The organism is Acidiluteibacter sp., assembly GCF_055129545.1.
The window spans coordinates 16,960-33,061 of record NZ_JBSRUB010000025.1; the positions used below are offsets into that span (position 1 = coordinate 16,960).

Annotated in this window: 9 protein-coding genes; 5 read left to right on the top strand and 4 right to left on the bottom strand. The window is 36.1% G+C overall.

From position 1 onward, the window contains the following. Nucleotides 1-32: 32 nt before the first annotated feature. Nucleotides 33-722 carry a TIGR04283 family arsenosugar biosynthesis glycosyltransferase gene (locus ACTB0X_RS12180; RefSeq protein WP_463025306.1) on the bottom strand — a complete coding sequence of 230 codons (690 nt, stop codon included), beginning with the start codon at nt 720-722 and terminating at the stop codon, nt 33-35. A 113-nt stretch (nt 723-835) separates the two neighbouring features. On the opposite strand from ACTB0X_RS12180, the gene ACTB0X_RS12185 reads away from it, so the two are divergent. The 4 genes from ACTB0X_RS12185 (at nt 836) to ACTB0X_RS12200 (ending at nt 7,961) form a co-directional block, all read left to right on the top strand. Beyond that, nucleotides 836-1,642 carry a DUF547 domain-containing protein gene (locus tag ACTB0X_RS12185; RefSeq protein WP_463025307.1) on the top strand — a complete coding sequence of 269 codons (807 nt, stop codon included), beginning with the start codon at nt 836-838 and terminating at the stop codon, nt 1,640-1,642. A 25-nt stretch (nt 1,643-1,667) separates the two neighbouring features. After that, complete coding sequence (locus ACTB0X_RS12190) at nt 1,668-2,135, top strand: rhodanese-like domain-containing protein (RefSeq protein ID WP_463025308.1); 468 nt, start codon at nt 1,668-1,670, stop codon at nt 2,133-2,135. 136 nt (nt 2,136-2,271) lie between these two features. Continuing rightward, nucleotides 2,272-5,598: a VPS10 domain-containing protein gene (locus ACTB0X_RS12195; protein WP_463025309.1), complete on the top strand. Its 3,327-nt coding sequence runs from the start codon at nt 2,272-2,274 to the stop codon at nt 5,596-5,598. 125 nt (nt 5,599-5,723) lie between these two features. Further along, nucleotides 5,724-7,961: a S46 family peptidase gene (locus tag ACTB0X_RS12200; RefSeq protein ID WP_463025310.1), complete on the top strand. Its 2,238-nt coding sequence runs from the start codon at nt 5,724-5,726 to the stop codon at nt 7,959-7,961. A 79-nt stretch (nt 7,962-8,040) separates the two neighbouring features. On the opposite strand, the gene ACTB0X_RS12205 is transcribed toward ACTB0X_RS12200, so the two are convergent. The 3 genes from ACTB0X_RS12205 to ACTB0X_RS12215 all read right to left on the bottom strand — a co-directional run bounded on the left by ACTB0X_RS12205 (nt 8,041) and on the right by ACTB0X_RS12215 (nt 15,575). Beyond that, nucleotides 8,041-9,222 carry a GlmU family protein gene (locus tag ACTB0X_RS12205; RefSeq protein ID WP_463025311.1) on the bottom strand — a complete coding sequence of 394 codons (1,182 nt, stop codon included), beginning with the start codon at nt 9,220-9,222 and terminating at the stop codon, nt 8,041-8,043. Between the two features lie 117 nt (nt 9,223-9,339). Continuing rightward, nucleotides 9,340-12,918 carry a S8 family serine peptidase gene (locus ACTB0X_RS12210; protein ID WP_463025312.1) on the bottom strand — a complete coding sequence of 1,193 codons (3,579 nt, stop codon included), beginning with the start codon at nt 12,916-12,918 and terminating at the stop codon, nt 9,340-9,342. Nucleotides 12,919-13,427: 509 nt separating this feature from the next. Continuing rightward, the gene (locus tag ACTB0X_RS12215; RefSeq protein WP_463025313.1) at nt 13,428-15,575 is read right to left on the bottom strand and encodes a S46 family peptidase; all 2,148 of its coding nucleotides are present in this window, start codon (nt 15,573-15,575) and stop codon (nt 13,428-13,430) included. A 121-nt stretch (nt 15,576-15,696) separates the two neighbouring features. Between ACTB0X_RS12215 and ACTB0X_RS12220 the strand changes: the two genes are divergently transcribed. Beyond that, entirely contained in the window at nt 15,697-16,101 is a 405-nt protein-coding gene (locus ACTB0X_RS12220; RefSeq protein WP_463025314.1) for a hypothetical protein, read from the top strand. Nucleotide 16,102: the final 1 nt, after the last annotated feature.

A 16,102-nucleotide genomic window follows, 5' to 3' on the forward strand; every position in this document is an offset into this window, starting at 1 on the left:
AGATATCACTTGAAAAGATCAAAACCTATTTCTTAATTCTTGATGTACTTTTTATAAGTGTTTATCAAAACGTCTTGAGAAACGCCTGCAAAAAACATCAAAAAAACAATTAAGTTGATAGAATTTACACGAAAGTAACTGTTTTTATCATATTTCCTTGTAGAAATCAAACAAGCCTTTGACATGATTTTTAATTTTGATTTCTTCTTGGCTCTCCTAATCCAATCGTACTCTTCCATTATTTTCATGGATTCATCATATCCGTCCAGACTATTGAAGAAGTCTTTTTTTACAAATAAAGTCTGATCTCCACCTCTGCAAATCATAAAATCAAATTGTGTAAAAAATTCATTCATTCGCATCCGTTTTGATTTAGTATCAAATCGACTTTGATAACAGCCAAACTTATATCCATTCATTATTGAATCTTCAATATCTTCAATATAGCTCGTGGGAGGCAATGTATCTGCATGAACAAAATACAAAACATCTCCTTTAGCCACTTTGGCCCCTTCGTTCATTTGATTGGCTCGAGATGACAATGCTAATTCTAGAACAACTGCACCAAATGATTTTGCCAAAGAAACCGTTTGATCACTACTACTTCCATCCACAACTATAATTTCTAGTAATCGCTGATCTCCGTTAGCTTTCATATATTGAAGTAACTTCCCAATATTACCCTCTTCATTTAATGTCGGAATTATGACACTCAAATTCATTCTACCAGTTTTTTTAATCCAATTCGATACCTTTGTTCATAAGGAATTCATCCTTTTGTAATGGATCTACGTAATTAGGCAAACGAAAGTAGACAAATATTAAAAATCACACAATGAAGTTTAGATTCATCACCATATTATTACTGACAATTGTTACCTCTTGCCAAACGAAAGTAAAAGCAGAGGGTTACGAAAGTTCTAAAAAGACAACCCCGAATTCTGAAATCAATTACATTGAACTTTCGGCTCAATTACTTGAAAAAATAATCGCTAACCAAGAAACTGCAAGTATTCAAACTCAGTTGGCAACTGTTTCAGTTGAGGAATTATCTGATCAACTTTCCAATGATATTCAGAAAAAAGCCTTCTGGATCAATGTATACAATGCTCACATTCAAATTATACTAAAGGAAAACCCAAACTTATATAAGGATAGAGGCGCATTTTTTAAAAAGGAGCAGATCACTATTGCAGGAGAGTTATTAAGTTTTGATGACATTGAACATGGAATTATTAGAAGTTCAACCATTAAATTATCTTGGGGACTATTAAAAAATCCATTTGTTGGAAAATATGAAAGAACATTTAGAACTGATGATACAGATCCTAGAGTCCACTTCGCTCTAAATTGTGGTGCGAAAAGTTGTCCTTTAGTAGCCATCTATCATGCAGATGGTTTTGACAAGAAAATAGATGCAGTTGCGATTAACTTTCTTAAAAAGGAAACAACTTACAAAAAGTCTGAAAATAAAGTGATGATTACACCATTGTTTAGTTGGTTTCGTGGAGATTTTGATGGAAAGAATGGAATCAAGAAATTCTTGAAAAATTACCAACTCATCCCAGAAGACTCAGATCCTGAATTGGTTTTTATTGATTACGATTGGACACTTAGTTTAGGTAACTATTATGAAGAATAAACTAATCATTTTTACATTTTGTATTATGTCATTTTTCAACTCCTTTTCTCAAGTAGAGAGCGCTCCCTATGGATTGATGCTAAAAGCACTAATCAATAAAAGCATTCCAATTGTGGCGGTTGCTGACTTAAGTCCGAATCAAATCTCCAAAGCCGCCTTCATTGATTCTAGAGAAAAGAATGAGTTCGAGGTATCACACATTAAAGGAGCAAAATGGGTGGGTTATGATGATTTTGATCTTTCAAGAATGAATGGCATTAAAAAAGATACTCCAATCATTATATACTGTTCAGTTGGATATCGAAGTGAGAAAATCGGTGAAAAACTAATTGCTGCAGGGTACACCAATGTTTCTAATTTGTATGGAGGTGTATTTGAATGGGTTAATCAAGGGAAGCCCATTGTGAATCAAAACGAAGAACCCACTCAAAAAATCCATGGATACAGTAAAACTTGGGGAATTTGGCTTTCCAAAGGCGAAAAGGTTTATTAACCAAAGAACTGCAATTTGAACAATCCAAGAAAATAGTTTGTTTGTGTAATAAGTCATGCAGCTTACTATAAATTTTACTTAAAAGAAGTAATTTTATGCAACTGTAGTTTTTACTTTTAAAAATAACTCTCTAATTATGATAAAGAAAGCCCTTTTATCAGCACTTTCTGTGCTGATGTTATATACTGCTTCTGCGCAAGAATTTGTAAAAATGATGCAAGAAGAGTCCACTAATTTTTATGAAATTCAAGAAGCTTTTGAATCTTATTATGAAGGTAAGCCTTATGAAAAAGGAAAGGGTTTCAAACAATTTAAGCGTTGGGAATGGTTTATGGATCAGCGAGTATTTCCAACAGGGGAGCGTTTTTCATCCACTGCGGCTTGGAATAATTTCATGAGTTATAAAAAACAACATCAAGCAGATTTTACTTCGGATAAAAGCGCTGGATGGGTTGCTCTGGGGTTAAACGATTTTATCAACTTAAGTTATAGTCCAGGACAAGGTAGAGTGAATGTAATTGCTGTAGACCCTGTAAATTCAAATATAATTTATGTGGGCGTGCCTGCCGGTGGACTTTGGAAAAGTATAGATGGTGGAAATACGTGGAATGTGTTAACCGATAATTTACCAGTGTTAGGAGTTTCAGGAATTGGAATTGATCCAAACAATTCAAATATTATCTACATTGCGACTGGCGATGGAGATGGAAGCGATACCTATAGTATTGGAGTTCTTAAATCTACCGATGGAGGAAATACTTTTTCTCCTACGGGAATGGTTCATACTATCTCGCAGTCTATTCGACCTACAAAAATATTAATGCATCCTACTAACTCTAATAAACACTGGGTAAGCGCTAGTAATGGTTTATTCATCACTCAAGATGCTGGTGCTTCATATACTAGAGTTCAGACAGGATTCATCCGGGATATTGAAATGCACCCAACTGATACCAATACTATTTATGCTTGTTCTAATGAATTCTTTAAGTCTATCGATGGTGGCTTTAGTTTTACTAAGATAACTATGGGATTGCCTTCTGCGAATGCTGTCAATAGAATGTCTATTGCTGTTTCGATTGACAATCCTTCTTTGGTTTATGGGTTGTATGGCGATGCATCAGACGCATCCTATTATGGATTATACCGCTCTTCAAACTTGGGAAACTCTTTTACACAGATGAGTAACTCTCCAAACATTTTAAGTAGCTCCAATGATGGAATGGGTTCAGGAGGTCAAAGTTGGTATGATTTAGCTTTGGCAGTATCTCCTGATAATGCCAATGAGGTTTTTGTAGGCGGAGTAAATGTTTGGAAGTCAGTAGATTCAGGAACAGTATTCAATATTGTTGCACATTGGGCATTACCAAACAATATTGGATACACACACGCTGACATTCATACTTTAGATTTTTACAATGGAAAATTATATTGTGGTTCTGATGGTGGAATTTATGAATCCATAAATAAAGGCAGCACGTGGGTCGATAAATCGAGAACGCTTGAAATTTCACAATTTTACAGATTGGGTGGTTCTGAATCGGATCCAACTAAAATAGTTGGTGGAACCCAAGACAATGGTTGTTTCAGAGGCTACACCAATTCAAAAACTTGGACTCATGTCTTTGGAGCAGATGGGATGGAGTGTGCGATACATCCTACTAATACAAACATCCTATTTACATCCTCACAAAATGGAGGATTAAGACGTTCAAATGACAATGGAAACTCTTTTACTGGAATTGCAGGATCAATAAGAAATTCAGAGTCAGGCGCTTGGTTGACGCCTTATGCTCTAGACCCTAACAATACAGATAGAATCATTGCTGGTTTCGAGAATATTTGGATGTCAAACAATCTTGGAGACAGTTGGGTTAAAATTTCCAACTTCCCTGGTGGACCAACATTTAGGTCATTAGCAATAGCAAAATCAAATTCTAATGTTATCTACGCGGGAACTCAAAACTCTATTTTTAGAACCACTAATTTAGGTTCCACTTGGACGGATGTAACAAGTAACTTATCTGTACTTTCAAAAACTTATATTGAGATAGATCACCAGAACCCTAATAATTTATGGGTTACTATTTCAGGATTTAATGCAGCTGAAAAGGTCTATTATTCTACAAATGGTGGAAGTAGTTGGGCAAACGTTTCATACAATTTACCGAACCTACCAGTAAACTGCATTGAGCGCGATGAACGAAATGGAGTTCTGTATGTTGGAACTGATGTTGGAGTATATTACTTAAAACCTTACACTTATGAATGGTTGCCTTATATGACAGGATTACCAAATGTAATTGTGAATGAATTGGAGATGAATTATGCCACTAACAAATTAAGAGCTGCTACCTACGGTAGAGGAATTTGGGAGTCTGATCCTTTCCAATATCCTACGAATAAGCCAGTGTCAAGATTCAGTATCCAAAAACAAGTCAATTGTCCAAATGTATCTGTTCAATTTACCGATCGATCATTAAATAATGTGACCAGTTACCAATGGCAATTTCCAGGCGGAACTCCTTCAACGTCTGCAGTCGCCAATCCGATTATTTCATATTCGGCCACAGGCACATATGACGTAATACTTATTGTTAGCGATGGAACTTTAAATGATACTTTAACAATGAGCAACTTTATAGACATTCGGAATCCGTACATTGAACAAATGCCTTTCGTGGAAGACTTTGATGTGGCTACTTTTCCTAGAAGACCTATCGCTAAATCGATTATTGTAAATGAAGACGGTGACAATACTTGGGAGCATAGTTTTAATATTCCTGCTCTGACTTATGTTTTAGGAATAAACAACTTCTTAAATTTATCTCCCGGGAAAAAAGATATTCTTGAACTTCCGGCTATCAATATGGATACCGTTAATTATCCATTTCTGTTTATTGATCGAGCATATACTTCAAGAACAATGAACGATTCTGATACTTTAAATTTCTACTATAGCATTGACTGTGGAGCGACTCGTGTCAAATTTGCATCATTTTATGGAGCAGCCTTAAGAACCGTTAATCCAATTCAAACAGAATACAAGCCCACAAACCCCTCAGATTTTCAAACTATTTTTTATCACATTGCCGGAGCAGCCAATCAACCCATTGTTAAATTGTACATAGAAAATGTGTCAGGACTAGGCAATAACTTATACATAGACAATATCAATATCAAATCATTATTGACAGACATCACTGAAAATAAGATTCCTGATGCCTCCTTTAATGTGTTTCCGAATCCAACATCAGATAAAATACAGATTAATTGGACGAACTATTCTGAATCGCCAATAATTCAAGTATTTGATAACTTAGGAAAGTTAGTAACAACAATAAATACAGCTAAAAATAATGGCACGGTAAACTATGATTTAAGTGGATTTAGCAAAGGATTGTATTTAATCAAATTATCTACAAAAGATAGTGAAACATCAACAAGAGTCATTTTAAAATAATATCAAATAACTATAAAACCGCTTGAAGTAAGCCTGAACCGTTTATCTTCAAGCGTTTTTTTTATCTCATAGATTGATGTAATTTAGTCGATCGAAAAATTAATTATTCATAAATAGATAGTACAATGAAGAAGATTGCATTAGTTTTTATTGCAGCAATGTTTTTACTAGGGGTTCCTAAAGTAAAGGCAGATGAGGGGATGTGGTTGCCAATGTTTATTAAGCGACTGAATTATGTAGACATGCAAAAGCAAGGTTTACAGTTAACTCCAGAAGAAATATACAGTGTAAATAACTCTAGCTTGAAAGATGCGATTGTGCGTTTAGGTGGTGGTTTTTGTACTGGTGAAATTATTTCAGACAAAGGATTAATGTTGACCAATCACCACTGTGGATTTGGTGTGATTCAGGAAAACAGCACGAAAGAGAACAATTACCTGAGAGATGGTTTTTGGGCGAAGGAAAATAAGGATGAAATTCCTGCAGGTTTCAGCGTTTCATTTTTAGTAAAGATGGACGATGTAACTAAAGACATTATTCCATTTTTAGGTGTTGAATTAACTGAAGCTCAAAGAACTGCTAAGGCTGATTCTATCATTAAAGTATTGGAAGAAAAAGCAAGTACTGACAATGAATATGACATTCAGATTAAAAGTTTCTACAATGGAAATGAATATTATTTATTCGTGTATGAGACTTTTGGTGATGTTCGATTTGTAGGTGCTCCTCCATCATCAATAGGAAAGTATGGTGGCGATACTGACAACTGGATGTGGCCACGTCACACTGGCGATTTTACATTATTTAGAGTGTATGCCGATGCTGAAAACAAGCCAACAAAAGAGTACAGTGAAGACAACAAACCTTATACTCCTAAGCACTCATTGCCTGTAAACATTGCAGACAGAAGAGCAGGAGATTACTCTATGATTTTTGGTTACCCCGGAAGTACTGATCGTTATTTGAGTTCTTACGGAGTAGAAATGGCTGTAAATATTCAGCAGCCTTCTATCGTAAAATTAAGAAGACAAGTACTGGATATCTACGAAGCTGAGATGGCAAAAGATGAGCAAACTTACATCAACTATGCTGACAAACAAGCTTCTGTTGCTAACTATTGGAAATATTTCCAAGGTCAAACTGCCGGTTTGAAGCGTTTGAAAATTTATGACAAGAAGAAATCAGAAGAAGATGCATTTGAAGCTTGGATTGCAAAAGATGCTAAAAAAGCAGATGAGTATAAGAATGTAATTACTAATTACGATCAAGGTTACCAAGAACTTTCAAAAATTATTTTGAAAAGCACTTACGACATCGAAGCGATTTACAGAATCGAAGCAGTTTCATTTGCATGGAGAAGCAGAGGTTTACTAGCTGCACTTTCAGGAGATGATAAAGAGAAACAAGCAAAAGCAGTAGAAACTTTCAAGGCAACAACTGAAAAGCAGTTTAAAGAATATTCATACAGTATCGACAAACAAGTTTTTGCTGCGATGGTAAAAGCTTATTCTACTGACATTCCAGCTGATCAGCAGCCGAAAATGTTTAAAGATTTAGTGTCTAAATTCAAAGGTGACTATGCAAAGATGGCTGATAAAATTTACAGCAAGTCGATCTACACTTCAAAAGAAAGAATGATGAAGTTTTTAGATAAGCCGAAAGCTTCAACCATTGAAAAAGATCCATTGTATCAATTGGCGAAGACCATCATCCTAGAAGATTATGTTCAAGCGTTAGGTGCTCAGAAAAAAGAGATCAACGAAAAGTTAGACAATGCAGGTCGTTTGTACTTGAAAGCTATACGTGAAATGAATCCAAATCACGCCTATGCGCCTGATGCGAATAGCACTATGCGTGTAACTTATGGTTCTGTGAAAGATTACTACCCAAGAGATGCAGTATACTATAACTACTATACGACTATCGAAGGAATCATGGAAAAAGAAGATCCAAAAAATCCTGAATTTGTAGTTCCTGCTAAATTGAAGGAATTATACAAAGCAAAAGACTACGGTCAGTATGCAAACAGCAAAGGTGAAATGATCGTTAACTTTATTTCTAACAATGACATTACCGGTGGTAACTCAGGTTCTCCAGTTATTAATGGTAGAGGTGAATTAATCGGTACTGCATTTGACGGAAACTGGGAAGCAATGAGTGGTGATATCGCTTTTGAAACTGAATTACAACGTACAATTTCAGTAGACATTAGATATACTTTATTCATTATTGACAAGTATGCAGGTGCGAAGCACTTAATTGATGAAATGAAAATCATCAGAGAAGTTAGCCCGAATGCAACTGTGAAAGCTCCAGTGAAGGAAGAAGTGAAAGAAGAAAAAGTAAAAGAAACTAAGAAGTAATAACCCTTAAGGTTTAATACAAAAAACGCCCATTTCGAATTGTCGAAATGGGCGTTTTTTATTTAAAAAAATCTAGCTTTTAGAAATTTCGATACTTAGTGGTTTCTTCAAAGATGTATTCTAGAATTGATTTATCGGCATCAGTGAAAGGAACATGACGCCTTTCCATCATTTTCTCAGCCACTTCAAAGGCTTTATTGGTTCGAAAGGTAATCCATTTATCTGCACCACCCCATGCAAACGAAGGAATGAAGTTTCGAGGAAATCCTCCTCCATAAATGTTTGCACTCACACCAACTAGCGTCGCTGTGTTAAACATGGTATTGATTCCACTTTTAGAATGATCCCCCATCATCAGTCCGCAAAATTGCAAACCAGTACTTTTAAAACCTCCTTTTGTATAATTCCAAATCTTTACCTCAGCATAGTTATTCTTAAGGTTAGAAACATTCGTATCAGCCCCTAAATTACACCATTCGCCCAACACTGAATTTCCGAGAAAGCCATCGTGCCCTTTATTGGAATAGCCAAACAGGACTGAATTACTCACCTCTCCTCCTGCTCTGCAATGTGGACCAATAGTGGTGGCTCCATATATTTTGGAAGCCATTTTTAGTTGAGCTCCTTCGCACAATGCTAACGCACCACGAACGACTGAGCCTTCCATTATTTCGGCATCCTTTCCAATATATATCGGACCAGTAGTTGAATTCAAAATGGCACCTTGCACCTTTGCCCCTTCCTCTATGAATAATTGATTTCCTATATGAGTATTCGTATCGTCCAAAGGTTGAGAAGTTCTTCCGTTGGTCAATAACTCAAAATCCAATTGGATAGCTTGGTCATTTTTAGAAAAGATATCCCACACTTCATTTATGGCGATGATCGCTAACTCACAATTTACTTGATGAAAACTAGGTACATCAAAAGCACCCAACTCTACTTTTTGTGAAGATCTAAATGCAATTACTTTTTCTTCATTCTGATGGTACAACATCTCTCCATCTTGTAAATCATAAATGCTCTCTAACAATTCAACTGAAGGGAAGATAGTTCCATTGATATAACAATTGTCGGTACTGTATTCTACTTTGTATTTTACTTGTAGATAATCTGCAGTTAGAAATGAGATATCTCCATCTAAATAATGGGCCCACTTTTCAGTGATAGTCAGTATGCCACATCTGATTTCTGAAACCGGACGTGTATATGTAAAAGGCAATAAATCAACCCTTCTATCATCAAATAAAATATAATTCATAGCAAAATTGTTTGGTAATATTCAAGAGGAAAGATAAGCGGAGGAGTTGAGTTTTACAAGAAATAAAAAGGCCTTTCGAAATCGAAAGGCCTCCATTGTTTGAATTTTAAATCTAACTTATTGAACAATCAACTTAATGTTCTTTCTTTCATTGTTTGTATTCACCTGAAGGAAATAAATTCCTTTTTCCCAAGCGCTCAAATCTAAATCAACAACTGATTGTGTCGCATTTTGCTGAACGACAATTTGACCTTTACTATCAAAAACAGTCATTTCTGCTGACTTCTCGTTTCCTAAATTAACTGTAAATTGTCCCTTACTTGGATTTGGATAAACTTCTATCGATGAAAGACTGTATTCATTCAATCCAACTGCAGCTCCAAGATCTTCTACTTTAAAATCATCAATTGCCATATCGGATGTAAAGCCATTTCCAGTATTTGCTCTAAATTTCACATTGACCATACTCCCAATATAAGGCGTTAAATTAATATTGGCTTGTTTCCATGTATTTCCCTGATTAAACTGCACCATAGGGATTACATCTTCAATTAATTCCCCATCGACTAACAAGTCAAAATGCAATTCACCCATAGTTACCCCATACATGTGATACCAAACTGATGCTTTAGGAGTAACAGCACTTGTTAAATCAATACATGGTGAAAACAAATCAGCTGTTTTTTCAAAACAACTAGAAGTTTCAAGGTATAAATATTTGCCAGATCCATTACCAGTAGTATGATCTGCAAAAGGACCAGTATTACTAGAAGGAGTTCCTGCAGAATTTATTCTGAAATCAAACTCATCCCAAATGGTGTTGGTTAAGTTTGTCCATCCTTGTGAAAGTTGACATACCCCTTGTTCGCAATTGTTTGTGGTCGTGCAATTTGAGAAACTATCAAAATTTTGGGTGTAAGGTGCAGTTACTGTAACCGAGTTCGCATACAATTGGAATCTAGAACTAGCGGTATCATTATAGATGTTCAAGTCTAAAGAGTCCACTATTACCTGAAGATTGTGAATTCCTGAAGGAATATTCATTGTATTGACGAACTCATAAATCTTAGTTTCGCTTGGTTTAATTGTATCTAGGTATAGTTCTTTGGGAGAACTTACCCCATTTAGACTAAAAGATAAATTGAAGTTCGTTTTGTTAGATTGTCCATTGTTTTTAATTGATACTTTTACTTTGGTAGCAGTAGTATTGGCACAATCAAATAATGCATTTCCTCCAGGAGATAAGATTGATTCAATTGAAATGTCATCATTCAATACACAGTTTGAAACCCCTGCACCTTTAAATATTGCAACGGTTCGCTTTCCAACTACATTATTCCCAATTGCTCTGATGGCCACCCAAGTTTCTTGATTTGATGGATAGGTGATCAATGCAGGAGAAGTAGTAACAGTGGTAATTGAATCCATGAATTTAGCACCCAATACAAATACTTCATAAGCAGTGGCTCCGGGAACAGTGTCGAAATTCAATGTAAATTCATTTGGACAAACCGCAATAATCGCCAAGTTATTTGGACGATCAATTATGTTAAACGGCTGTTGAGAAACTCCTGAAATACCATTTCTAGAAACTCGAATTAAAGCTTGTCCGCTTACTACATTTGGCGCATTAAAATAGTGATACCTTCTACTAGCAGGAACATTTGTAGATAAGTTTGTCCAAGAAGAACCATTATTTAACGAATATTCAACAGTAAAATTACCAGTAGTATCATAAGTATCCCAACGAACAATATTAGATGTACCAGACTCCAAACTCTCTCCAGCCGCAGGATAAGTTACAATAATGTCATCCATAATAAATGAATAAACCACTACATATGCTTGTGGTCCTTGTGGAATGGAAGTTCCTTTTACACTAATCTGCAAATTTCCAGAAGCAGGATTGTCAATCGAAATCTGTTCCATATTATTTTTTGAATCCACTCCATTTGTTGCAGGGGTATTTAAAGCCGTTGCATTAGGCGTAGAATTTAATATATATGGTAAATAGTTAACATTATTTACATCCCTTCCAGACATGTCCAAGTTATTCACTAAAGCTGAAGTCGTATTTACAGATGCTTCATAATCGTTCCAGTATACCATTACTTTGACTTGTTTTACCCCTGTAGGAATGGCAATTGTATGAGAATTAGTATCTCCTTGTGCAATCGTATCGAATAAGTAAGTACTGTTCTCAATTACTTCTAGCACTTTTCTAGCATTTAAACGGCCCCAACCAAAACTAAAGTCCGGTCCTTTATTTCCTAAATCATCTGCAGAGTTCAACATCGCAGCTTTCATCAATGAAGAAGCGGGAACTTGACCGTTGTTAAATTCCTTATACGCATGCACCAATGCAGTATATGTTCCACTTGCTCCAGGTGCTGCCATGGAAGTTCCAGTATTGTTTACATAATTGTTATTCGGAAAAACAGAAAATACATTGGTTCCATTGGCACAAATGTCAGGCTTGATTCTACCGTCGGTTGCAGGTCCACGACTACTCGAATTTGCCAATCCATCTGTTAACGTTACATTTCCAATGGCCATTACATTCTTTCCTGATTTGATACCACCAGTGATGTTTCCCCAACCTGCACCTGCACCATATCCGCAATCTGAAGAACCAGAGTTTCCTGCTGAAAACACGTGCATGATTGTTTTCAACTGTCGCACTTGTTGATCGGCAGTTTGTGCAAATGCATTGTAACCTGCATTACATCCATTTCCATAAGAAGCAGAGGTTACCACTATTCCAGGGTTCGTTACCGATGTTGGAGCACTATAAATAACATCCCAAACATCATAGACTTTTAGGTCCGCTGCCCAAGCCATTCCTTGTGCATCTGGGTCTAGATTTCCGGCTCCAATTGCAATTCCACATACATGATCTCCGTGCTCGCCGCGACTAGCACCAGAAACGGTTTGATCTGTTCTTCCTTCAAAATCGATGTGTGGGCCAATAGCTCCATCGTCACCAACTCCCATCCATACACCTTCTCCATTGTATGCAATTCCATTGATAACCTTATTCCCAATCCAGTTAACTCGATGATTGGTTCTTCCTACTAAATCCTCTTTTACTGGTTCAGGATCGATTGGTTCCATATACTTCACCATTGGATGTCCAGCGATTGCAATTAAATGCTTTGGAGAAACGGCAATAGTTGTCAAATTCGAAAACTCATATTGACTCAATACATCAGCCCCGAAATTTTGTAAATACAATTTCCAAACTTCATTATTGAACTCAGGATTAGTCTGTACATTCACTTGCACTTTCTTCCCTAATTTAGAATGCTCAGGATAATTCTCCGTTGCCAAATCGTGGTGCATCTTAAACTTTGGCGTCACCACATACAAACCATCAATGTTGAAATTACTCAATGATTTCAAAGACGTATTTTCTGATACCTTTACTAGAAAAGTATTGTTAGTGATGTAACTATCAAAAGAAACACCAGCCGCTTCTAAGGCTATTTTATCCGATTGAGTTGGTATTTCTGTAAAGTGGGCATAAAGATGGTAAGCATTTTTATACTTCGCCAATTCTAGATCGGCTGTTGTGATTTTTTCGATGTTAGGTGTTAGCTTATAATCTGCTGACTTTAATTCTAGAATCGTCTCTTGACTAAAACCTGAGAAGTTTAAAGCCAAAAAACTAGCGACTAATAGTAAGTATGATTTCATAGATGTAAATTAATTGTAAATTCTTAGCCCATAAATTTAACGATTTAATAAGGTAGATTTTGTCTTCTTGCTTACTTTCTCGTAGGTAGATATACTTAATTAAACAACATCAAGAGGTCTTTTGAATTTAAAGGGATTATAATTTGACAAATCTAGAATCTCATTAAACAGATTTTTAAATAAACTGAAAAGAGGGCTATTATGTAATTGGAAGACAATTTTATTTGTCACATTGATCATCAACTAATGATATCAACTATTTGTCCATCATAGAATTATGGTATGCAAACTCTCGGAGGGTTAGTATTTAATGGCTTACTAACCCTCCGAGAGTTATTAGCTTATTGAATTATCCTTTGCCTTCACTTCAACTACCCTCAGCATAAACTTCTCTGCTATGGATGACAAAGGCAAGGTCATGAATTATTTATCGGAAAGTTAATCACCAACAAAAAGAGCCTTCCAATATAAAATCAGAAGGCTCTTAAATAAATCACATATCATTAGTTTTATTTCACCAATTCCATTTCTTCAATTAATCGCGTTGCGCCGGCGTATTTATCTACTACCCACAAAATGTATCGCGCATCTACTGCAATGTTTCTACATTGATCTGGATCGTACATGATGTCACTCATGGTTCCTTCCCAGTTTCTATCGAAATTCAATCCGATTAATTCTCCATTTGCATTCAAAACAGGAGAACCTGAATTACCGCCTGTAGTATGGTTAGAAGCTATAAAGCAAACGTGCAGTTCACCCTCTTCTGCATAATCGCCAAATTCTTTGTTATTGATCAAGTCAATCATATCAGCAGGCAATACAAAATCTTTGTTCATAGGATCATATTTTTCAATGATTCCGGTTGCAGTGGTAAAGTAGTCGTACTTAACTGCGTCTCTTGGCTCATAAGTATCTACTTGTCCATAGGCTAATCTTAGAGTAGAATTGGCGTCTGGATAGTAGGTTCCTGGTAACAATTCACGCATTCCTTTTACATATATTTTGCTCCATTTGTCAATCTCATCGTTGATTCGATTGTATTCAGGACTAATCTTATTCAAATAGTTGCTCCACAAACTTTCAGAAACTTGAAAAGCAGGATCTTTCAATAGTTTCTTGGCGGCACCTTTATCGTAGTTATTCAGCAATTCCAAGACTTCTTCTTGACTATCGAAAATGGTCTTTTTATATACCATTTCTGTAAATGCTGAAAAGTCGCCTTTATATTTTCCATTGATTTTATCGAATACATCAGGCAGATAACTTTTAGGCGCTTCATTGGCATATTTAAACATCAATTGATTGAACAACTCCTTGTCTAGTTGCTGATCATAATCTTTATAAAAACGCTCCACTGTTTTCTTTAACCCATCAATATGTGCTTGATCAAATGTTTTTCCCGCAGATAAATCAGTAATGTCTTTTCTGAATGTTCTGGCTATGGAAACGATATCTAATCCACGGTAAGCAATCTCAATAAAGTAATCCCTTGCCAATGCTAAGTCTTGCAATTGGTCGTACAATTTTTTCAACTCAGGCAAAGCCATTTCATATTCTTTATTCTCGCTTTTCGTGGCTGCACTTTGAAATGCCTTCTCTTTCTCCAACTTTACCTCTACTGCATTCAATCGGTCCAACCCTCTGTTCTCTCCGATCCATTTTTTCCAGTAATTACTTACTCTAGCATACTTCGCGGAATACTTAATTCTCACCTCATCGCTCTGACGCATATTTCGATCCATGATGTCCAAAATAGATCTTCTGATATCAATCATCGCTGGGTTTTCTACATTCCGAATCAAGTCCACAGCATAGGAAGTTAAATACTGCTGCGTTCTGCCTGGGAAACCATACACCATTGTAAAGTCTCCTTTCTGAACCCCTTTTGTAGACACTTTCAAGGCTCTTGGTGCCTCATAAGGTACATTGTCTTCACTGTATTCTGCTGGCTCGTTATCTTTTCCAGCATAAATTCTAAACATCGAGAAATCGCCAGTGTGGCGAGGCCACATCCAGTTGTCTTCATCGCCACCAAATTTACCAATGCTTGAAGGTGGCGCTCCTACCAAACGAATGTCTTTATAGGTTTTTGTGATGTACATGTAATATTCGTTGCCATAGAAGAAAGGCTTGATCACTGCATCATAAATGGTTCCTTCGGTTGCTTCGTCTCCAATTCTTTTGATGTTCTTTTTGATTTGACGCTCTTTTTCCTCATCGGTTAATTCTACTCCTACACTGTCCAATACTTTTTCGGTCACATCTTCCATTCTTACAATAAAAGTGGCTGTCAGTCCTGGGTTTTTCAATTCGTCTTTCAACTCTTTTGCCCAATATCCATTGGTCAAATAATCATTTTCTACTGAAGAATGGAATTGGATTTGTCCATATCCACAGTGGTGATTCGTTAAAATCAAACCTTGTTTGGATATAATTTCTCCGGTACAAAACCCTCCAAAGGAAATCACTGCATCCTTTAAACTAGAATTATTTACGTTATAGATGTCTTCCGCCGAAAGCTTTAAACCCATGGTTTGCATATCACTTTCGTTCAAACTTTTTAAAAGTAACGGCAACCACATGCCTTCTTTCGCAATATTTACGGTATTGAGCACTAAAAGTGCGGTCAAAAAAGTGGCTAACTTTTTAATCATGCTTAAATTTGTTAAAGATTAGTTCTTGAATTAAACGACTAAAATAGTCATTGCTGCTAATCTTTGAAAAGAAACTCGAGCAAAAAGCTGCTTTTATAGAAATAATTAGAAAAACAATCAGATGACAGCATCAGAACAAAACATTGAAATCAATCGATTGCAGAAAGAAATCGAGAAATACATCGCTTTAAAACAAAGCAATATTATTTTCGACTTCCATACCCACAACGATAAAATAGTACTCGATGTGGTGACGGTAAATCCGAGACACCAGCAATCATTTTTATTTCACAGCACGGAAGGTTCCACTAAAGTAGAAGCGTTATCAAAAATGCTTCATTACATCAAAGAATACAAGGACAAAGAAAGCTCCTACACCATTCAGTGGTCGCTAAAAGACAAGCAAGAATTACATACCTCCTATTTCATGGCCAACAACATCATGATGGCGATTGAAAAGTGCTTTTACGGAAACGACCCAAGCTCAATGGTTATTTTTAGTGTGGTTTTGAATCCGATTACATAAA